Consider the following 18,575-nt stretch of genomic DNA (forward strand, 5'->3'; position numbering starts at 1 on the left):
CTCCCTCCCCCATCCCTCCCCCTCTCCCTCCCGGAAGCCCAACTTCCGCTAAATGCAGGGAAATTGCCCGCGCCCACACGTGACGTGCCCATGTCGCAAACCTGTAACCTTGCGCCCGCCGCCACGCAATCTGGCGCCGCCACCATGGCCGCGCCCCTCCGGGGCTGACCGGCCACAAACCCCCCGCATTCAGGGAGCCCTCTCATGGCCCTCAAGACCCTCATATCCGGTGTCTACGCGCGTCGAATTGGCGTGCTCGCGTCAGCGGCGACCCTCGCCGCCCTCACCTCCCTCGTGAACGCGCCCGTCGCCCAGGCCGCCCCGCCCACCCCCATCAGCGCCGCGGCCGCCCGCTCCTACCTCGCCACGGTCACGCCGAAGACGGAGGGGTCCCTCAGCGGATACAGCCGCAGCCTCTTCCCGCACTGGAGCACCGTCTCCGGCAGCTGCAACACCCGCGAGACCGTCCTGAAGCGCGACGGCGTCGGCGTCGTCACCGACTCCTCGTGTGCCGCCGTGAGCGGCAGCTGGTACTCCGAGTACGACGGCGCCACCTGGACCAACGCCGCCGACCTCGACATCGACCACGTCGTCCCGCTCGCCGAGGCCTGGCGCTCCGGGGCCAGCTCATGGGCCACGTCCAAGCGCCAGCAGTTCGCCAACGACCTCACCCGCCCTCAGCTCATCGCGGTCACGGACAACGTCAACCAGGCCAAGGGCGACCTCGACCCGGGCAAGTGGCTGCCGTCGCGGACCGCCTACCGCTGCACGTACGCGCGGATGTGGGTCGAAGTGAAGCAGTACTGGGGTCTCAGCATGGACTCCGGCGAGAAGTCGGCCCTGGTGGGCATCCTCAACGGCTGCTGACACCCGCCCCACCGGTTCACCTGGCCACTCCCCCGACCGTTCACCCGGCCTCTCCCCCGCCAGGGGGAGGCCACGCCCCCCTTCCCCGTCGTACCGTGATCGAAGGGGCTACGGAGGAGGGGGAGTTGCATGGCCGGATTGCGTCTGGGGCCGCTGCTTCGCTACGTCGACTGGGACACGGGCGGTTCGGCCACGATATGGGTCGAGGCCGACCGCCCGTGTACCGCCGAAGTACGGTGCGCAGACGGGGCCGGCGGCAGCGTGCGCACCTTCCAGATCGCGGGGCACCACTATGCGCTGGTGCCGGTGACCGGCCTGGCCCCGGGCAGCACGACGGCGTACGAGGTACTGCTCGACGGCATGCGCGTCTGGCCGCTGCCCGAGACCGCCTTCCCGCCGAGCACGATCACCACGCCCGCCGTGACCGCAGCCGGTCGGCCGGCCCCGGGACTGCGGCTGACGTTCGGGTCGTGCCGGCAGGCCGCGCCGCCGGCCGGGCGGCACGGGCCGCACGGTCCGGACGCCCTCGACACGCTCGCGGCGCGGCTGGCCGCCGATCCGGATGAGGTGCGGCCGGATGTGCTCCTCCTGCTGGGCGACCAGGTGTACGCGGACCAGCTGTCGCGGGAGACCAGACGGTGGCTCGCGGCCCGGCGGGATCTGCGGGAGGCTCCCGGCGCCCAGGTCGCGGACTACGAGGAGTACACGCGGCTCTATTACGAGTCCTGGCTCGACCCGGAGATCCGCTGGCTGCTGTCCACGGTCCCCAGCCTCCAGATATTCGACGACCACGACGTCGTGGACGACTGGAACACGAGCGCGGCGTGGCTGGCGGAGATGCGGGCGACGCCGTGGTGGCAGGAGCGCGTGCTCAGCGGGCTGATGTCGTACTGGGTGTACCAGCACCTGGGCAATCTCTCGCCGGCCGAGCTCGCGGCCGACCCGCTGTACGGGGCGGTACGCGAGACCCCGGACGGTACGGATGCCCTGCGGGCCTTCGCCGCCGCGGCCGACGCCGATCCGGGCTCGGTGCGCTGGAGCTATCGGCGCGACTTCGGCCGGTCGCGGCTGCTGGTGGTGGACACGCGGGCGGCGCGGGTGCTCGCCGAGGACGGGCGGGCGATGCTCGACCCCGCGGAGCAGCAGTGGCTCCGCGACAACGCCCTCGCGGGGCACGGCGGTTACGACCACCTCCTCATCGGGTCGTCGCTGCCGTGGCTGATGCCGCCGCTGATCCATGACGCGGAGACGTGGAATGCCGCGCTGTGCCGTGGCGAGCGGGGGGCGCGGTGGGCGCGGGTCGGGGAGGATCTGCGGCGGCGCAGCGATCTGGAGCACTGGGCGGCGTTCCCGGCTTCGTTCGCGGCGTTGAGCGATCTGATCGAGGAGGTGGGGACGGGGCCGCGGGCGCCGGCGACGGTGTGCGTGCTGTCCGGGGATGTGCATCACGCGTATGTGGCCGAGCCTCGAATACCCAGTACGGCGCGGGTGTTCCAGTTGACGTGCTCGCCGGTGCACAACTCGATCCACACGGCGGTGAAGTGGGGCTTCCGGCTGGGCTGGTCGCGGACGGGGCGGTGGCTGGGGCGGGGGTTCTCGCGGCACGGGCGGACGGGTCGGCCGCCGCTGAGCTGGCGGCGTACGGGCGGGCCGTGGTTCGGGAACCAGCTGATGACGCTGGCGCTGGCGGGCCGTTCGGCCCGGCTTCGGCTGGACCAGGCGCACACGGCCCGGAAGGGACAGACAGGCGACGCGGGCCAGAGGGTCGCCCGGCTGGTGACGGTCCTGGACCGGGAGCTGACGTCGGCGGACTGAGCACGGCGGTTTGGGCGCATTGGACTGAGCGCGGCGGACCAAGCGAGCGGACGAAATACGAGGGGCCGGGCGCAACAGCAGGAGGGGGCCGGGCGCAACAGGAGGGGGCCGGACGGCTGGAAAGGAGCCGACGGCCCGAGCTGACAGACTGTGGGCCCGGGCAGCCCCCGGGCATACGGCGCAACAACGCCAGGCGTACGCTGTATGGCTGTCAAGCCGCCCCTGCCGCTCCCCCGCGACGTCGCGGCGCTTCATGCCGCAGCACGTCAACCGGACTGGGGAGTCCCGCCTTGTTTGAGACTCTGGGGTCGCTGACCGCGAGCCCATGGATCTACGCCGTGGTGGCGGTGTCCGTCGTGCTCGACGTCTTCCTGCCGGTGCTGCCGAGCGGGGTTCTGGTGATCACGGCCGCGGCGGCCGCGGCGGCCGCCGGTGCGGCCGGTCCGGTGCCGGTGGCGGTTCCGGCTCAGGTGCCGGACATCCTCGCGCTGCTGGTGATCGCCACGACCTCGTCGGTACTGGGTGACATGGCCGCGTTCCGGCTGGCCCGGCACGGCGGGGCCCGGCTGGACCGCGCGATCGCCCGGTCCCGTCGGCTGACCCGCGCCCACGAACGCCTGGGTACGGCCCTGGCCCGCGGCGGCGGCGCCCTGGTGGTGATCGCCCGCTTCGCCCCGGCCGGCCGTTCGGTGGTCTCCCTGGGCGCGGGCAAGACCCACCGCAAGGTGATGGAGTTCCTGCCCTGGTCGGTGCTGGCGGGCATGGCCTGGGCCGGGTACAGCGTGGCCCTGGGGTACTTCGGCACCCAGTGGCTCGGCGCGACCTGGCTCGGTACGGCTGTCTCCGTGATCGCCCTCTTCGCCGCGGGCGCCCTGGCGGCGTTCGTCATCCGCCGCCCCGCCCCGACGGCGGCGCCGGCGGCGTAGCGGCCGCCCAGATCCCTCGGGTGGAGCAGCGGCTCACCCGTTCACCCGGCCCCGATCGCCGCCCCGGGCCCGGGCTCCTAGCGTCCACAGCACGGCGCGCAACCGAATCCGCGTCACATCCGTGCCCTGGCCGCGCCATTTCGAGGAGCCCGAGGAGTTTTCTCCATGCCCGCCACGCCGCTCGCCCAGCCGTCGAACCGCCGCCTCCTGGCAAGGGTCGCGGCCGCGACCCTCGTCCTCGCCGCGGCGACTTCGCTCACCGTCTCCCACGCCGCCTCGCCCTCCGCCGGCGTCTCCCCCACCGCCGTCGCGCCCGGGGGCCGGGTCAGCCTGAACGTCACCGGCTGCGGGACCAAGACCGGCACGGCATCGTCCAGCGCCTTCGGCGACGTACGCCTGACCCCCGGCAACCTGGAGGCCACCAACCTCTTCGGCAGCGCCACCGTCTTCAGCAACGCCAACTCCGGGGCGCACACCGTCACCTTCGAATGCGGCGGCTCGGGCGGCCCGCGGGTCACGGTCTCCCTCCAGGTCACCCCCGGCGCGGCTCGCGGCGGGCTGGGCGGCAGCGTCGGCGCGATGAGCCCCGGCCAGATCGCCCTGGGCGGCTCACTGGCGGCAGGCGCACTGGGCACCGGCATCTGGATCCTCCGCCGCCGCTCCCGCCTGACCTGAGCCGCAGGGCACCTAGGCGGTGGCGGAGACCGCGCCTCTGACCTGCAAACCTTCCAGCAGGTCCCGCGTCGCCTCGGCGATCGCCTCGACGGCGGCCTCGAAGACCTCCTGATTGTGCGCGGCGGGCGCCCGGAACCCGGAGACCTTCCGTACGTACTGCAGCGCGGCGGCGCGGATCTCCTCCTCCGTGGCTTTCTCGGGGATGGCGGGCGGGCGCAGGGTCTTAATGGAACGGCACATACACCCACTATCCCGCTACTGGGGCAGCTCGGCGCCGGACAGTTTCATGATCAGACCCGCCTGCAGCCGCGCCCGCAGCACCGGATCCGCGACCTCCGCCAGCAGCTCGGCGGCCTGCTGCATGGCGGCGGCGGCCCGCCGGTCCTCGCGCAGGGAGGCGGTCTGGTCGGCCATGTGCCGCAGGGCGATGTCGGCCCGCCGGTGGAAGAGCTGCCCGACGAGCGTGATGACGAGTCCCACCGAGCTGGTGACCACCCCGAGGTACAGCTCCCCGCTGGTCTCGGCCTTCCACACCGCGAGCGCCACCCCGAGCAGCAGGATGGCGGCCCCGGCCCCGGCGAACCGCTGGCTGGTGACGAAGCTGCTGCGCGCCTGAGTCAGCCCGTACGCGTAGTACTCGACCAGCACGGACGTGAACTCGGCGTCCCCGCGCCCCTCCCGCCGGGCCGCCGGCAGCCCCCCGACATCGGCGTACTTCGGATCCCCCGCAACGCGCTCGGGCTCCGCCACCCGGGCCAGCAACCGAGCCCGCTCGGCATCCCGCCGCCGCTCGAACCCCTCCCTGGCCACCCGGTCCAGCACGACGTACGCCACGCCGCCGGCCACGACCGCCAGCAGCCCGACACCCCCCACCACCCACTCACCCATCCCCCGATGCAACAACGAACTGCACCACCACGACAAGCAGTTGCACCCAATCCAGCACAACGCAGCGACGGGGCGAGGCACGGGCACCTACGACAAAGGCCCCCAACCGGGATCGGTTGGGGGCCTTCGTACTGGTGGGCGTGGACGGTTTCGAACCACCGGCATCTGCTTTGTAAGCTCGCCCGGCCCCCGCCCCGCGCCAACAAAGCCCAGACCACAACACGTCTGCACGGGCGCTCTGAGTCGCCAGCGTGCACCCACGTTGATGTCAGCTACGGATGTCAGGGACCAGCCTCCGACCAGGTCACTTCTTCCGCCGCAGCTTCCGCATCTTCGCTTCGGCTTCCTTCTTCTTCCGCTGGGCCACTCCGTAGTTCGACCAGCTGCCCTGATGCAACTGGCACCGAGAACTGTTCATGATCGCGGGCTTGGTGCACGGACGCCCCTTGGCCGTCTGCGCCCCGCACCTGGGCTGAGTCATCGGGTTTCCCCCCTACTTCCAGCACGGATGACGGACCCAGGAATGCTCTCGCCACCGCAAGCCTCTCGGAAGGGCGCAAACAACGCGGACCGAGGCACAGCCGGCACGCGGATAGTGGGGCGCCTTACATCCCCCGGACCGCTGCGCCAGAGCTCGCGGTATGCCGAGGCGCCCACTTGGCTGTCCCCAGGTGGTCAAGCTCCGTCCCATGCTGGATGGTCGGTAGCGATGACGGAGAACGGGAGAGGGACATGCCTCGGTCTGTCCGGCGAACCTGGCGGATTACAACGCCTTCGTCTGGCACGGAACGGATGTCTGCATGGGCAGCAGTAGCCGGCGCCACCGTTGCGGTGATAGCCACTGCTATATCTCTCTTCTCGACGCTTGTCGCCGTCCATACATCACAAGGAATTGCCGATGCGCAGCAGCAGAATGCGGCGCGCACCGAGATATCTAACTATGTAGTACAGATGAGCGAAATGGACCGCACGGGCGGATCCGGCCGCCGAAACGAGATCGTCACACTCGCCAGGCAGGTGGACGCCCTGATCTCACAGTATGGACAGAAGAGACTGAACATCAGTGCATCGACATATAGAGCCATTGGCCTTTTCCTGGCACTTTCGACCACAGACCTTGAACTTGCGGCTCGCATGGCCAACCGGGCATTGGAACTCGCTGCCCACACGACGCCTGACGGCGCTGGGATCCCACAAATGGACGATCCGCTCGAAACGCTCCAAGCCCATCGCGTACTCGGCGACATAGCAGCCCAAAACCTTAATTTCGACGCGATGACGAAAGAGTACAAGGCGGCGCTGGAAATATCCGAGACAGAAGGGAAACGTAACCGATACATAGCCATCGAGGCCCGCCAGTACACCCGCACATACTGGGCCCTAAGTGCAATGATGCTGGTCGACGACTTGCCGAATCCCACAAATGCGGAATGTTTCGAGGTACGGCACCGCGTAGATATGGCGCGCGCGGATTTTCGCACGCTAAACAAAAATCCCGAGATTATGCGCCGGGCAAAAAGGATAGAAGAAAACGTATGTGTTGCGAGGGTTGACCTTTCGGATCTCAAGAAGGATTGACCTACACCTCTTTCCTATCCGCAACTGCGGAAACGACCTCGGAAGCGGTGCACCCTCTTCACGGAGCGGGCGGGGTTAGCGGGCGATCGGTACCTCGTACACGATCGCGCACAGGGCGACGGGGATGACGATGTCGGCCGTCTCCACTGGTAGCCCTTGGTCGCTGTAGTACGTACGCCGGATGTGGGTGACCAGAGCGGCCTTCTGGATGCCGAGAAGCGATGCCTCTTCGGCGCTGACATGCCGCGGCTCCGGCTGCTCCACGGCATGGCTGACGGTAATCCCGATCACGGCCATCCGATTCACGACGCCGACACCCGCGTGCGGCCCGCCCTCCGGCGACACGACGAGCGTGCCGGCGGTGAGTTCGTACGGCTCCCAGCTCGTCGACAACTGCACCGGCTGCCCGTCGGCGAGGAACTCGTAGACGGTGCGCACGCACGGCTCGCCTTCGGCGATGCCCAGTCGCCCCGCGATCTCCGCCGGGGCCGGCACCTTCGCCTCGGTCCGGCTCTCCCAGTTCCCGTGCTTGCCCAGCGCCCACTTGTCCGCGCGGAACGGCGAGCCGTCCGGCTGCTCCCTCGCTGAGGACCGGACCACGCGTACACGCTGCCGAGGCTCGGCCACGTACATCCCGGACCCGCACACCCCTCCGGCACGCATCCTCGCCCGACGTGACAGCAGCACGCTTGACAGAGCTCAGCCCACCGCTGACCGAAGTCCAGGAGCGGCTGAGTGCCCGCCTCCCGACCTGGAAGAAGCAGCAGTCCTCCGGATCAGTACGTCCTTGGCGGTCTCGCACTCACCCGCGTGCCGACCGACGCCACTGGCCGCGTGGTCGAACCAGCCCTCTTGGTCCTTCCCGGCGGCAGAGCGGACGCACTCTTCACCACCCGCTTCATGATCGAGGAGAGGAGCTCGAAGGAATGACGGCGAGCCACAAACTGCGTCTCCTCCCGTGTCGGGCCCCCATCCCGTCCGCCGTCGGCCCACACGTATGTGCCGTGTCTGCTCGGCTTGTCCTGGGCCGACGCAGACGGGATGGGAGTTACCCCGCCCCAACCATCCACGAGCCGGCAGCCGCGTACGGCGCCCCCGCCGTCTCGGAGCCTGTGGCCCCCGCCGGAGGCATGTCGGTGAGGGATGGAATCGACGGCCGATCGGGGTTCGACTCATGCCCTTGGGCCTGTCCCGCTCGAGGGGCGGGCGTCGGCGCAGCGCGCGCGGAGCGGGCCGAAGGCAGGGGCGTCGCGCGGAGCGGAGCCGGGAAGCCCGCCCGGCGGAGCGCAGCCGGGTGCTTGATGAAGTAGACGAGCTTTCACCGCACCAGCACCTAGGGGCCTGGAGCACCTCGGACATGGCCTCGATGATCAGGGTTACGCTTGCCCGCCGCGGCCGCTCGGTCGTGCCGGCTTGTTCGCGTACCCGATCGACATCGCTCCTGCGGCAAGGGCGGCTTGCACATCGGTCACTGAATCACCGATCAGCACTACCTTCTCTGGCGACACCCCTTGCGTGTTCAGGGCGAGCAGCAGCCCGACCGACAGCGACACGTAGCGGTCAAGGCATCGGCCTGCGAAGGACGTGAAGGAGATCCTCGGGCGCTGCCAGATCGCGGGCACCGAGAACGTGTACGCGCATCTCGTCCAGGACACGCAGCGCGAGGCGATCCGGCACATGGACCGGCTGTTGAGAACTCGGCGCGGTCGTCCCCGTTGATGTCGGGTGGAGATGGCAAAGGCCCCCAACCGGGATCGGTTGGGGGCCTTTGTGCTGGTGGGCGTGGACGGTTTCGAACCGCCGACATCTGTTTTGTAAGCTCGCCCAGCTGCGCGTCGGACCAGGTGAATTACCAGCTCTCACTGCCGCAGCGGTGCAGCCACGGCCAATGCGGATCTGCTATGTACGTTCATGTTGCCGTCAGGTACGGCCTAAAAAGTCCCGTATCCGGGCAGGCCGCGGGCACCCCGCCACATTGGTGCCAACAGGTGGTCGCTGGTACCAAGCCCACTAGACCACGGTAGGCATCCTTCATGCCGGAGAAGAGAGACAAGGCAAACGACACCCGAGAACGGCAAACCCAACGAGCGACCATCCTCGCCGCCCTCGGAGGGGCCCTGATCGGGGCCCTCTCCGGTCTCGCAGGAAGCGTCCTCGTCTACAACGAGGCCGAAAAGACCCGACAGGACGGGGTCGAGGCGCGACAAGCGGAAGACGCTGAACGGCGAGCTGATATTCGACGGGGCGCCTACGTGGACCTCGCAGCAAGCAGTAACAAATTCGTGGATCAGGCCACCGCACTACTGGCCGCCAGTTTCCTCCCTCAGAACAGCGCCGAAGATATGCACCGTCAGGAGAGCGAAAAGTACATGCCGGCCCACACGGCCCTCGTGCAGTCGCTCGCAACAGTGCGGTTGGTGACAACGGACGAAGGGAGACGCGGACTAGTGGAGCTCGGCACGACCTTCCGACTCATAAACGAGAAGGCAACTAACTGGAATGCCAAGGACCGCGCAGAAGGCTTCACCGAAGAACATCTGAACAAGCTCAGCGCAGAATTTCTTTCCGCAGAAGATAAGCACCTGGCCGCCCTGCGGAAATTTCTCGATAGGGCAGCTCACGAAGTGCTGTAGCTATTTTCACGCCGGTTTGATGCAGTTCAGAACCGCCGACCCGGGTTGGCAGTGGCCCGCCCGCCGGTGGCGTTCCGGCCGCGATTCGGCGCGCTGACTCTTGCTACGTTTCATCTTCGCGAGCAACCTCGACCTCGCTACCGTCAACACCGCCTTGGTCTGTCAGGCGACCGGTAATGAAAACGAAAGCTACTGAAGCGGCGGCGGAGGTGATGATTGTAACGCCTTCTGCAGCAGCACCTTCGTCAATGGCGTGCCAAGCAAGCAGCCCCATAACCAATAGCGCCCCTAGCGCTATTAGCCTGCAGATCCAGGGCACACGCTTTGCAGCTCTCTCTGTTTTCCGCGCCTCTTCTTGATCGACCTTCCAAGCCGCCATTACATCTGCATAGACTTGGGCATTCTCTGCTTGGAGGTTCGCCAGCTTTTCCGCCAGCTCTTGCGGGATATCGGGAACCACGAGTGCTGTCATAGTTTCCCACCCTGCCCTCGGTGTTCTTTGTCACGAACAAGCAACTTCTCCGCAGCATCCACTCTGCGCTCCAACCCCGCAGTGAATGGCCGATCTATTGTCGGCCTATCACTACGACTGGCCCCTCCGAACAGATCGAAGAGCGCTGCGGCGTCGCTAATTCGCCGCCCCCACTGCCCTCGCCGACTAAGTTTATCACCCCGTGGATAGCCGCGCTCAGTCTCGCCGTCCGTCACCATCGATAGTGCCGGCGGGTGGCGCTTCGTCTTCGTTCTGCTAGCGTCACCTCCCAGGGCCCCGGTAACATGCTCCGCTTCAGCTTTTCTTTCCAGACGGCGCATATCGGAGGCAAGCATGGCGAGTACACGCCCGCGCGCCAGCGCTTCTACGGTTTCCAGGTGTTCAGCGATCCTCGCGAGTTCAGAAATAACTTGCTCGGCATCCAGGCGCGGCGCCTGGACTGCAGCATCATTCATATCCTCAAACGATCTAACGAACTCGCTAAGTTCATCGAGAGCTATTCTCTGAAACTGAGAAATCTCTGCATCTTGCGCGTTCGCCCCTCGATGCGGCCGAGACATATCGCCTCCCAAGGTCGCTACCTATTCATTGTCTATCAATGAAAGCCGGGCAGCATCCCGAGGCGTACGGATCCGACCACGCAGCGACACGCCATGCTGTCTTCACCTTTCCCCCGGCAAGGCTCAGCCAGCCCGGATCTGGCCGATCACGTTCTGAACAGCGCCTCGATCTCTGCCTATTAGTCCTGTACTGCAAGGCGGCTGCCGCCCGGGCAGGGCTCCGACTGTGATCTATGCCACTCAAGTACGAGCAGGGCGACTGGTGAAGCCGCCTGCACACAGTCGCATGTAGGCGGCTGAAACCTCGCCAGGCACGGGGAGGGTGACCATGAAGCCCTGCGCGGGATAGAGCATGAGGCGCTGAAGGGCACCAACCAGCATGTCAAAGACCAATCGCGGGTCGCCCTGCGCGAGCGGCTCGCCGCGTGGGCTGAATCCGTACGGGAGCAGCTCAGCGACGCCTGGCCCGTGCTGCCCGAGAGCATCGTGGACCGGCCCGCAAACGTGTGGGAGCCCCTCCTCGCCGTCGCAAAGGCGGCCGGCGGTACATGGCCCGAGCGGGCCCGCGACGCTTGCCTGGAACTCGTCAACGCCGCACGCGATGACGACGGCGCGCGTCAGGACCGCGCAGGCGTCCGCAGTCACGGCCAAGGAGTCGCAACGGGTACTGCGCAGCGCGCTCACCGCCGCGAACCGGGAGGAGCCGATCAGTCGGAACGTGGTCCAGCTCGTGCCGGCGCCCCGCGTCGTCCAGCGGGAGCTGAAGCCTGGGACCTCGACCAGACGTTGGCCTTCCTGGAATCCTCCCGCCGCGATCCCCTGTACACCGCCTTCGCGCTGGCGGTGGCCCTGGGTCTGCGCCGCGGCGAGATCCTCGGGCTTCGCTGGTCGGACATCGACCTGGAACGCCGGACGCTCACCGTGCGGAACCAGATCCAGCGCGTGCAAAAGGAGCTGTACGCGGACTCGACCAAGAACCGGCGCGCCCGAGCCATCCCGATCCCGCGCATGTGCGTGGCGCCGCTGCGGTGGCAGCGGATGCGGCAGGCCGCGCTGCGGGCCGCCGCCAAGGAATGGGACGAGAGTGACTACGTCTTCACGACACGCACGGGCCGGCCGGTCGAGCCGCGCAACCTCAGCCGGTCCTTCGAGCGGATCGGCCTGGACGCCGGCCTGCCGCGGATCCGGCTGCACGACGCGCGGCACGGGTGCGCCACGCTGCTCTTCGCGGCCGGGGTGGCGCCGCGGGTGGTGATGGAGATCCTGGGGCACTCACAGATCGCCGTCACGATGAACATCTACACCCATGTGACCGACGGCAGTAGGCGCGAGGCGATGGGGCACATGGACCGGCTGCTGCGCCGTCGGCGGCCGGCCGAGTAGGCAACTGCCGTCACCTGAAGCCGTCAAAGGCCCCCAACCGTGATCGGTTGGGGGCCTTTGTGCTGGTGGGCGTGGACGGTTTCGAACCGCCGACATCTGCTTTGTAAGAGCAGCGCTCTACCCCTGAGCTACACACCCGTGGATGAGTGGACAGCCTACATGGCAGGCGCACCCCCCACGCAAACCCGCATCCGTGGGAGAGAATGGACCGGGGCATGGCGGAGGCGGTACGGGAGAGGGATTGTGACGACGGCATCCCGGCGGTGGTTCGGCGGGCGGGACGAGAGTCGGCGGGCGGATGCGCAGGCGGCGAAGGATGCCGCCGCGGCCGCGTTCTACGAGCTGGACACCGCGCAGCGGGATCTGCGGATCTCCATGGAGACCATCGCGGCCGCCGACGGGTCGCCCGCGGCGCGGCAGGCCGGGGAGGGGTTCGCCGCGCTCGGGCAGCGGATCGACCAGGTCAGCCATGTGTACATCGAGGCCGTCGACGCGCACGACCTTGATCGGGTGGATCTGGAGGGGTCGGTCGCCGCGCGGGCGCGGGAGCAGCTGACGCGGGCCCGTGACGAGCTGGTCCGGGTCAAGGGTGAGCTGGACCGTTTCGCCCAGGGGCTGCAGCCGCTGCTGGACAAGGCCGAGACGCAGCTGGCCCGGGTGGCGCCCGCGCGGGAGCGGGCCCGGGCCGCGCTGCTCGCGGCGAGCAGTGCGCTGGACGACGTACGGGGCAAGGGGATGCGGGCCGATGAGTTCGCGGCGCGGCTGGCCGCGCTCGGGCCCGAGCTGACCCTGCTGAACCAGGGCGCCGCGCGGCACGGGGTGCAGGAGACCATCCAGCGCGCGGACCGGATCCTGCGGGACGCGGAGGCGATACGGGCCGAGGTGGCGCGGCTCCCGGAGCGGGCCGCGGAGATCGACCGGCGGCTGGTGAGCCTGCGGACGCGGGCGCAGGCGCTGCGCAATCGGGCGGACCGGGTGGATCCGGTCCTCAGTGAGCTGCGCCGGCGGTTCAGTGCCGCGTGCTGGCAGGACCTGCAGCAGGTGCCGGATCAGGCCGTACGGGACGTGGCGCGGGCCGAGGAGCAGCTGGGGGAGGCGGCGCGGGCGCGCGAGGAGCAGCGCTGGGCGGACGTGGCGGCGCTGGTCGAGTCGGTCCGGGGTGCGCTGGATGCCACCGACGAGGCGGTGTCGGCGGCGCAGGACCGGCTGTCGCGGCTGGAGGCGGTGGCGCGGGACCCGCAGGCGGAGGTGCAGCGGACCCGGTTCGCGATCCGGGATGCGCAGCGGCTGGCGATGGAGGGCCGCAGTGTGCCCGATCCGCGGCACGCGCGGCCGCTGGACGAGTCGGTGGCGCGGATGGAACGGGCGCTGGCCGGGCTGGAGGAGCGGCACCCCGACTACTGGCACTTCCTTCAGGAGATGGAGCAGGTGCGGGCGGACGTGGGGCGGGTCGTCTCGGATATCCGCGGCGGGCGCGGGAGCGGGACCGGGACCGGGACCGGCTGAGGTCCGCGACGTCCGCGCTTGTCGCGGAGGGGGCATCGATGGATGCTGGAGGTGGCTGGAAGAGGAGGGCGTGATGGCTGCCCACACTTCGCACACCGATCGTGCGCCCGACGCACCCCCCGTGACCGCGCCGCACGCGGCCTACGGGTGCCACGAGCCCCACGAGAACTACGCTCCGTACGTGGCCCACGGGCCGATCGAGCTGCCCGCACCGCACGTCCCCTACCTGGTGCGGCGCATGGCGCGTCCCGTCAACACCCGGCTCGACGAGCACCTGCCCACCGACCACAAGCTCAGCCAGGTGTACCGGGTGGGCGCGGGTCTGATGGGGCTGCTGCTGGTCGCGTTCGGGATCCTCGGGCTGATCGACCGGATCGGGTTCTTCGACACCGGCGGCGCCACGGTGCTCGCGCTGAACACCAACGGCGCGCTGAGCGTCCTGTCGATCTGCATCGGGCTGCTGCTGTTCGCCGGGATGGTGATCGGCGGGAACTTCGCCTCCACCCTCAACATCGTGCTGGGGCTGGCCTTCATCGCCAGCGGGTTCGTGAATCTGGCCCTGCTGGACACCGGGGTGAACTTCCTGGCCTTCAAGATCCAGAACGTGCTGTTCAGCTTCGTCGTCGGCGTGATGCTGATGTGGTTCGGGATGTACGGGCGGGTGGGCAGCGCCCTGCCGCACGACAATCCGTACTGGCGGGCCCGCAACCCCGAGCAGGCCGCACGGGAGGACCGGGCCGCGGCGGCCGCCGCCCGGCTCAGCCACGGCTTCTAGATCGCCGGACCCCGTAGCGCCGGACCCCGTACCGCCGAAGCTGTACCGCCGAACCCCGTAGCGCCGAACCCCGTGGCGCCGAGCCTGTAGCGGGAGGCGCGCCGCTCTGTAGCCTGGGGCCATGCCTCGTTATGAATTCCGCTGCCGGACCTGCGAAGACACCTTCGAGGTCAGCCGGCCCATGGCCGAGTCGTCCGCGCCCGCCGACTGCCCGGCCGGCCACGCCGACACCGTGAAGCTGCTCTCCGCCGTCGCCGTGGGCGGGACCAGCAGCGCCCCCGCCCCGTCCGGCGGGGGCTGCTGCGGTGGTGGGGGCTGCTGCTGACCGCGGAGCGCCGGATGCCGACTAGCGCTTGCGCGAGAGGGTGAGCCCGTCCGAGATCGCCAGCAGGACCGATTCCATGCGGGTGTCCGCCGCGACGTGCTCGTTGTACGCGCGGACCCCCGCCGCCGAACCCGTCGCGGACTCGTCCAGGACCGTGCCGTGGAACAGCGTGTTGTCCGTGACGATCAGCCCGCCCGGGCGCAGCCGCGGAACGAGCTCCTCCCAGTAAGCGATCTGGCTTTCCTTGTCCGCGTCCACGTAGGCCATGTCGATGTGCGGCTCCTGCGGCATGGCGCGCAGCGTGTCCAGCGCCGGGGCGATCCGCAGGTCGATCCGGTCGGCGACGCCCGCCGCCTTCCAGGCCTCGCGCCCGTACGCCGTCCACTCCTCCGAGACGTCGCACGCGACGAGCACGCCGTCCGCCGGCAGGGCCTGGGCCATCGACAGGGTCGAGAAGCCGGTGAAGGTGCCGACCTCGACGATGTGGCGGGCGCCGGTCAGCCGGACCAGGAAGGCCAGCAGCGGCCCCTGCTCCTCCGCCGACTGCATGCCGGCGACGTCCGGGAACTTCTCGTACGTCGTCGCCACCAGCCCCCGCTGGACCGTGTCCAGCGGGGGGTTGTGGTCGAGCACGTAGCGGTACAGCTCGTCAGTGATCTTGGTGCTGTTGCCCTTGGTCATGCGCCCAGTGTGCCGACACCGCCGGCCGGACGGACACCCTCCCGGGCCACCGCCTCCGCGAAAGCCCGCACGATCTCCTCCCCCGCCAGCACGCCCGCCGCCTCCAGGGCCGTGACCGTCGGCGCCGTCCAGCCCGCGTCGGCCAGCTCCCCGTGGCCCGGCCGCCAGGCCGCGTCCGCCGCCAGCAGCAGGTCCGCGTCGAGCAGCGAGTCGCCGGCGGCGAGGGTCGTGGTGGCGCCCGTACGGCGGGCCACCTCGCGCATCGCCGCGCTCTTCGTCAGCGGACGCGGCACGGCGTAGATCTTGCGGCCCTGGAGGGAGACCGTCCAGCCGCGCCCGTCGGCCCACTCCGTCAGCGCCTTGACCCACTCCCGCGGCACCAGGTCGCGTTCGACGACCAGGTACGTGAACAGGTCCTCCGCGATCCGCGCCTTGCGCAGCCACGCCGGGTCCGCCGTCGCCAGCAGGTGCGCGTGCACCTCCTCCAGCGGGGCGCACTCCTGCGCCAGCCGCGCCGCCACCTCGCGCCGCCAGTCCCGGTCCGGGACCCCGTCCACCAGCAGCTGCCCGCCGTTGGCGCAGATCGCGTACGGGGCCGGGCGCCCGGGGAAGCGGATGCGCTGGTACTGCTTGCGCGTCCGGGTCGTCGTCGGGACGAAGACCACCGCGGGATCGGCCGTCAGCTCGGCCAGCAGCGCCGCCGCCGTCTCCGTCATGTACGACAGCGGCTTGTTCTCGTGCACCTCGACGCACAGCAGCCGCGGGGCCACCGGGTCGGGCATGGTCAGGCCGAGCGCGGCCGCCGAGTAGATGAGGGTGCGGTCGAGATCACTGGCTACCAGGACAGTCGCAGTCACTTGGAGGTCACGGCCTTTCCGTCGGCGCCGGTCGCGCCACGTGTGAAGCGGGGGTGGATGAGTCCTACGCAGGTGTAGGGCAGCCCGTCGACCTCTTCCACCGGCACGCCCCGCTGCTCGGCGAGCAGCCGTACGTGGTCCAGGTCCGCCCCGGCGCCGCGCTGCGCCAGGATCTTCCACGGCACGCGCCGCAGCAGCACCCGCGTCGTCTCGCCGACGCCGGGCTTGACCAGGTTCACGTCGTGGATGCCGTACTCCTCGCTGATCCGCTCGACCGCCGCCCAGCCCTCCCAGGTGGGCGTGCGGTCGGCGGCGAGGAGCTCCTTGACCTCGGCGCCGACGGCCTCGGCCACCTCGTCGAAGCGGGCGGCGACGGTGTCGATGAAGCCGGTGGAGACATCGGCTCCGGCGAGCTCGCGGTAGAACTTCGCGCCGTGGAAGTCGGCGGGCCCGACCAGGTCGGACCTGAGGACCGTACGCGAGATCAGTCCGGAAACGGTGGAATTGAGGCAGGCGGAGGGGATCAGGAAGTCCTCGCGGGTGCCGTACGTGGACACGCAGGAACCGGGGTCGGCGAGGACCACGATCTCCGGGTTGAAGTCCGGTCCCCCCGCATCCCGGTGGGCCTCCAGCGCCGCCGCGAGCTCGCGCGTGATGGCGCCCTTGCCCGTCCAGCCGTCCACGAAGACGATGTCCGCGGGGTCGTGGTGGGCGGCCAGCCAGCGCAGGGCGTTGGGGTCGATGCCGCGGCCGCGCACGATGGAGACGGCGTAGTGCGGCAGGTCCAGGCCGTGCCGGGCCCGGGCCCAGCGGCGCATCAGGACACCGACGGGGGTGCCGGCGCGGGCCAGCGAGACGAGGACCGGGGAGGGGGACCGCTCGGCGAGGACGGTCTCGGTGACCGTGCCGACGGCCCGGGCGATACGGGCGGCGGACGCGGTCAGCGCGCTCCGGTAGAGCTCCTGGTACTGGGGGGACGGCTGGTACTCGACGGGCAGCGACTCGGCGTAGTGCGCGCCGCCCGCCTGGATGGCCTCCTCGCGCTCCTCGGTCGGGGCCTCCAGCGCCGCGTCGGAGAGGTCCTGGAGCAGCCAGCCGCAGTCCTCCGGGGCGTACGAGGAGAAGGCGGGTCCGCGCAGCGGCTCGGACAGGATCGGCGCTGACAGGATCGGCTCGGGCAGGATCGGCTCGGAGAGGATCGGCTCGGGCATGATCGGCTCCCGCCGGTCGGAGGAAACGCCGGAGGAGACGTCCGGGGTGTACGAGGGGACCAGCGCGAGCAGGACCCGGCCGGCGTGCGGGGCCAGGCGCGCGAGGAGCCCGTCGGGGGCGTGCAGCGCACCGGTGTCCCCGTGGGTGTCGGCGACGGCGACGACGGTGTCGAAGCCGGCGCCCGCGACGTTGTAGGCGTACCGGTCGCCGGGCCCGTCGGCGGGGTGGTCGTGGGCGGGGAAGACGATCCGGGAGCGGATGGCGTAGCCGGGGTCGTCGACGGCGAGCACGGGCGAGCGGGTGGTGGTCGAGAACCGGACCTCGGCCGCGGCCCCGGATTCCTCCAGGGCCCGCGCGAGGCGCAGCGGCGCGTACATCAGCTCCTCGTTGCCGAGTACGAGGACCCGCCCGGGCTCGGCTCCGAGCGCGTCGGCGAGCTGCCGGGCCAGCGCGGGCAGGGCCGCTTCGAGCCGGGCGCGGTGCTCGGGGGTGAACCCGTGCCGGCCGCCGTCCGGGACCCCGGCGGGCCAGTCCAGCACGACCCGCCCGACGGGGGCCGCGGCAGCCGCGGCGGCAGCGGGAGCCTCGTCCGAAACACCCGGGGCCGGAGCGCCCGCAGCGCCCGCGCCCTCGCGCTCGTACTCCTCGACCAGTGCCTGTCCCTTGGCCAGGACCCCCTCGGGGAGGTGCACCGTCCCGGAGGCGAGCGCGATCAGGTCGACGCGCGCGCCGATCTCGGCGGCGAAGGCGGTGAGCCGCTCGCGGTCGGCCGGGGAGCGCATGTCGACGAGGGCGACGACCACGTAGTGCGCGCGGGGGTGGCGGGCGTGCAGGTCGCGGATGGTGTTCAGGACCGTGTTGCCGGTGGAGAACTCGTCGTCGACGAGGACCAGCGGTCCGCTGCCGGCCAGCAGCTTCGGGTCCTGCGGCAGCAGCAGGTGGGAGGTGGCGTGCGAGTGGGCCTCCTCGAACCCGCCGGCGGGCTCGACGCCCGGCACGGGGCGGCGGGTGGAGTGCAGGTAGGGGGCCGCTCCGAGACCGTCGGCCACGCAGTGCCCGAGCCCGGTCGCCGTCTCGGCGTACCCGAGGACCACCACGGCGGCGGCCTCGTCGCCCAGCAGGGCCCGGACCCGCTCGCCGAGCCCGTGCCCGGCGGCGTACACGGCCCGCGGGGACTGCGGGACGTGCTTGCCGAGCACCTGCGAGACCAGCAGGTGGGCCCGCTTCGGATTGCGCCGCAGGGCGAGGCCGAGCAGTTCGTCGAGCCGTGGCGATCCCGGGTCGCCGGCCTCCTCCAGGCGTACGCCCAGCCGCTCGGCCACCCAGGTTCCCGACCACACCGCGTCGATCGTCTTGCCCTTCTCCGTAGTCTTGGCCGCAGTCTTCTCTGCGGTCTTCGCC

The 18,575-nt window shown here is 70.0% G+C and carries 19 protein-coding genes, 1 tRNA gene and 4 pseudogenes; 13 read left to right on the top strand and 11 right to left on the bottom strand.

Translation table 11 applies throughout. From position 1 onward, the window contains the following. Window positions 1-222 precede the first annotated feature (222 nt). The 4 genes from IF02_RS0124595 to IF02_RS0124610 all read left to right on the top strand — a co-directional run bounded on the left by IF02_RS0124595 (window position 223) and on the right by IF02_RS0124610 (window position 4,283). The gene (locus IF02_RS0124595) at window positions 223-867 is read left to right on the top strand and encodes an HNH endonuclease family protein (protein WP_030160432.1); all 645 of its coding nucleotides are present in this window, start codon (window positions 223-225) and stop codon (window positions 865-867) included. A 129-nt stretch (window positions 868-996) separates the two neighbouring features. Continuing rightward, complete coding sequence (locus IF02_RS0124600) at window positions 997-2,682, top strand: alkaline phosphatase D family protein (protein WP_030160434.1); 1,686 nt, start codon at window positions 997-999, stop codon at window positions 2,680-2,682. A gap of 290 nt (window positions 2,683-2,972) precedes the next feature. Then, window positions 2,973-3,608: a DedA family protein gene (locus tag IF02_RS0124605; RefSeq protein ID WP_078622298.1), complete on the top strand. Its 636-nt coding sequence runs from the start codon at window positions 2,973-2,975 to the stop codon at window positions 3,606-3,608. 165 nt (window positions 3,609-3,773) lie between these two features. Then, window positions 3,774-4,283 (top strand): hypothetical protein, encoded by a 510-nt coding sequence (locus IF02_RS0124610; RefSeq protein ID WP_030160439.1) that lies wholly within the window; start codon window positions 3,774-3,776, stop codon window positions 4,281-4,283. A gap of 12 nt (window positions 4,284-4,295) precedes the next feature. Here the strand turns inward: IF02_RS0124610 and IF02_RS0124615 are convergent, their stop codons facing one another. The 3 genes from IF02_RS0124615 to IF02_RS36135 all read right to left on the bottom strand — a co-directional run bounded on the left by IF02_RS0124615 (window position 4,296) and on the right by IF02_RS36135 (window position 5,652). After that, window positions 4,296-4,523, bottom strand: coding sequence for a DUF2277 domain-containing protein (locus tag IF02_RS0124615; protein ID WP_030160441.1), 228 nt, complete (start codon window positions 4,521-4,523; stop codon window positions 4,296-4,298). A gap of 15 nt (window positions 4,524-4,538) precedes the next feature. Then, window positions 4,539-5,171, bottom strand: a complete 633-nt coding sequence (locus IF02_RS0124620) for a TRADD-N-associated membrane domain-containing protein (RefSeq protein ID WP_234318317.1) — start codon at window positions 5,169-5,171, stop codon at window positions 4,539-4,541. Between the two features lie 304 nt (window positions 5,172-5,475). Further along, entirely contained in the window at window positions 5,476-5,652 is a 177-nt protein-coding gene (locus IF02_RS36135) for an HGGxSTG domain-containing protein (protein WP_158708550.1), read from the bottom strand. 311 nt (window positions 5,653-5,963) lie between these two features. Here IF02_RS36135 and IF02_RS34925 point away from each other — a divergent pair, with 311 nt between their 5' ends. Further along, on the top strand, window positions 5,964-6,749 hold the full coding sequence (locus tag IF02_RS34925) for a hypothetical protein (RefSeq protein ID WP_158708551.1): 786 nt from the start codon (window positions 5,964-5,966) through the stop codon (window positions 6,747-6,749). 75 nt (window positions 6,750-6,824) lie between these two features. Here IF02_RS34925 and IF02_RS0124630 read toward each other — a convergent pair. Together IF02_RS0124630 and IF02_RS35690 are read right to left on the bottom strand one after the other, a co-directional pair. Further along, a pseudogene (locus IF02_RS0124630) lies at window positions 6,825-7,400 on the bottom strand (UTRA domain-containing protein); the annotation flags it as partial. A gap of 725 nt (window positions 7,401-8,125) precedes the next feature. Then, on the bottom strand, window positions 8,126-8,371 hold the full coding sequence (locus IF02_RS35690) for an HAD family hydrolase (protein WP_234318318.1): 246 nt from the start codon (window positions 8,369-8,371) through the stop codon (window positions 8,126-8,128). On the opposite strand from IF02_RS35690, the gene IF02_RS33995 reads away from it, so the two are divergent. After that, window positions 8,334-8,468 (top strand): integrase, encoded by a 135-nt coding sequence (locus IF02_RS33995; protein WP_078622299.1) that lies wholly within the window; start codon window positions 8,334-8,336, stop codon window positions 8,466-8,468. The genes IF02_RS35690 and IF02_RS33995 overlap by 38 nt on opposite strands. A 314-nt stretch (window positions 8,469-8,782) precedes the next feature. Beyond that, on the top strand, window positions 8,783-9,382 hold the full coding sequence (locus IF02_RS34935) for a hypothetical protein (protein WP_158708553.1): 600 nt from the start codon (window positions 8,783-8,785) through the stop codon (window positions 9,380-9,382). A 103-nt stretch (window positions 9,383-9,485) separates the two neighbouring features. Here IF02_RS34935 and IF02_RS34940 read toward each other — a convergent pair whose 3' ends face one another. Then, entirely contained in the window at window positions 9,486-9,854 is a 369-nt protein-coding gene (locus IF02_RS34940) for a hypothetical protein (RefSeq protein WP_158708554.1), read from the bottom strand. 305 nt (window positions 9,855-10,159) lie between these two features. On the opposite strand from IF02_RS34940, the gene IF02_RS0124645 reads away from it, so the two are divergent. Next, on the top strand, window positions 10,160-10,477 hold the full coding sequence (locus IF02_RS0124645) for a hypothetical protein (protein ID WP_030160446.1): 318 nt from the start codon (window positions 10,160-10,162) through the stop codon (window positions 10,475-10,477). 198 nt (window positions 10,478-10,675) lie between these two features. Here the strand turns inward: IF02_RS0124645 and IF02_RS35695 are convergent. Next, window positions 10,676-10,840: pseudogene (locus IF02_RS35695) on the bottom strand (YdcF family protein); the annotation flags it as partial. On the opposite strand from IF02_RS35695, the pseudogene IF02_RS36250 reads away from it, so the two are divergent. After that, window positions 10,841-10,984 (top strand): annotated as a pseudogene (locus IF02_RS36250) (DUF3631 domain-containing protein); the annotation flags it as partial. Between the two features lie 79 nt (window positions 10,985-11,063). Continuing rightward, window positions 11,064-11,818, top strand: a pseudogene (locus IF02_RS34000) (tyrosine-type recombinase/integrase); the annotation flags it as partial. 63 nt (window positions 11,819-11,881) lie between these two features. Here IF02_RS34000 and IF02_RS0124655 read toward each other — a convergent pair. Continuing rightward, a tRNA-Val gene (locus tag IF02_RS0124655) sits at window positions 11,882-11,956 on the bottom strand. A gap of 105 nt (window positions 11,957-12,061) precedes the next feature. Here IF02_RS0124655 and IF02_RS0124660 point away from each other — a divergent pair. The 3 genes from IF02_RS0124660 to IF02_RS0124670 all read left to right on the top strand — a co-directional run bounded on the left by IF02_RS0124660 (window position 12,062) and on the right by IF02_RS0124670 (window position 14,424). Then, the gene (locus IF02_RS0124660) at window positions 12,062-13,324 is read left to right on the top strand and encodes a hypothetical protein (RefSeq protein ID WP_234318319.1); all 1,263 of its coding nucleotides are present in this window, start codon (window positions 12,062-12,064) and stop codon (window positions 13,322-13,324) included. Window positions 13,325-13,562: 238 nt separating this feature from the next. Further along, window positions 13,563-14,099: a DUF4383 domain-containing protein gene (locus IF02_RS32675; protein ID WP_051696520.1), complete on the top strand. Its 537-nt coding sequence runs from the start codon at window positions 13,563-13,565 to the stop codon at window positions 14,097-14,099. Between the two features lie 121 nt (window positions 14,100-14,220). After that, window positions 14,221-14,424 carry an FmdB family zinc ribbon protein gene (locus IF02_RS0124670; protein ID WP_030160452.1) on the top strand — a complete coding sequence of 68 codons (204 nt, stop codon included), beginning with the start codon at window positions 14,221-14,223 and terminating at the stop codon, window positions 14,422-14,424. 21 nt (window positions 14,425-14,445) lie between these two features. Here IF02_RS0124670 and IF02_RS0124675 read toward each other — a convergent pair whose 3' ends face one another. Genes IF02_RS0124675 through IF02_RS0124685 form a run of 3 tightly spaced genes read right to left on the bottom strand, consistent with a single transcriptional unit; the run spans window position 14,446 to window position 18,523 of the window. Further along, the gene (locus IF02_RS0124675) at window positions 14,446-15,105 is read right to left on the bottom strand and encodes an O-methyltransferase (RefSeq protein WP_030160454.1); all 660 of its coding nucleotides are present in this window, start codon (window positions 15,103-15,105) and stop codon (window positions 14,446-14,448) included. Then, window positions 15,102-15,962 (bottom strand): hypothetical protein, encoded by an 861-nt coding sequence (locus IF02_RS0124680; protein WP_051696509.1) that lies wholly within the window; start codon window positions 15,960-15,962, stop codon window positions 15,102-15,104. Before IF02_RS0124680 ends, IF02_RS0124675 begins: the two co-directional genes overlap by 4 nt. Continuing rightward, entirely contained in the window at window positions 15,959-18,523 is a 2,565-nt protein-coding gene (locus IF02_RS0124685) for a phosphoribosyltransferase (RefSeq protein WP_030160458.1), read from the bottom strand. The genes IF02_RS0124680 and IF02_RS0124685 overlap by 4 nt, the downstream gene beginning before the upstream one ends. Between the last annotated feature and the right edge of the window lie 52 nt (window positions 18,524-18,575).

The sequence above is a fragment of the Streptomyces sp. NRRL S-244 genome (genome assembly GCF_000717915.1).
In the GTDB taxonomy this organism is placed as follows: Bacteria; Actinomycetota; Actinomycetes; order Streptomycetales; family Streptomycetaceae; genus Streptomyces.

Excerpts from the sequence above, each read along its gene's own strand:
- IF02_RS34925 (WP_158708551.1), top strand. The coding sequence starts at position 5,964 with ATGTCTGCATGGGCAGCAGTAGCCGGCGCCACCGTTGCGGTGATAGCC.
- IF02_RS0124600 (WP_030160434.1), top strand. The coding sequence starts at position 997 with ATGGCCGGATTGCGTCTGGGGCCGCTGCTTCGCTACGTCGACTGGGAC.
- IF02_RS32675 (WP_051696520.1), top strand. The coding sequence starts at position 13,563 with ATGGCGCGTCCCGTCAACACCCGGCTCGACGAGCACCTGCCCACCGAC.
- IF02_RS36135 (WP_158708550.1), bottom strand. The coding sequence starts at position 5,652 with ATGACTCAGCCCAGGTGCGGGGCGCAGACGGCCAAGGGGCGTCCGTGC.
- IF02_RS0124615 (WP_030160441.1), bottom strand. The coding sequence starts at position 4,523 with ATGTGCCGTTCCATTAAGACCCTGCGCCCGCCCGCCATCCCCGAGAAA.
- IF02_RS0124610 (WP_030160439.1), top strand. The coding sequence starts at position 3,774 with ATGCCCGCCACGCCGCTCGCCCAGCCGTCGAACCGCCGCCTCCTGGCA.
- IF02_RS34935 (WP_158708553.1), top strand. The coding sequence starts at position 8,783 with ATGCCGGAGAAGAGAGACAAGGCAAACGACACCCGAGAACGGCAAACC.
- IF02_RS34940 (WP_158708554.1), bottom strand. The coding sequence starts at position 9,854 with ATGACAGCACTCGTGGTTCCCGATATCCCGCAAGAGCTGGCGGAAAAG.
- IF02_RS0124670 (WP_030160452.1), top strand. The coding sequence starts at position 14,221 with ATGCCTCGTTATGAATTCCGCTGCCGGACCTGCGAAGACACCTTCGAG.
- IF02_RS0124645 (WP_030160446.1), top strand. The coding sequence starts at position 10,160 with ATGCTCCGCTTCAGCTTTTCTTTCCAGACGGCGCATATCGGAGGCAAG.
- IF02_RS0124675 (WP_030160454.1), bottom strand. The coding sequence starts at position 15,105 with ATGACCAAGGGCAACAGCACCAAGATCACTGACGAGCTGTACCGCTAC.
- IF02_RS0124620 (WP_234318317.1), bottom strand. The coding sequence starts at position 5,171 with ATGGGTGAGTGGGTGGTGGGGGGTGTCGGGCTGCTGGCGGTCGTGGCC.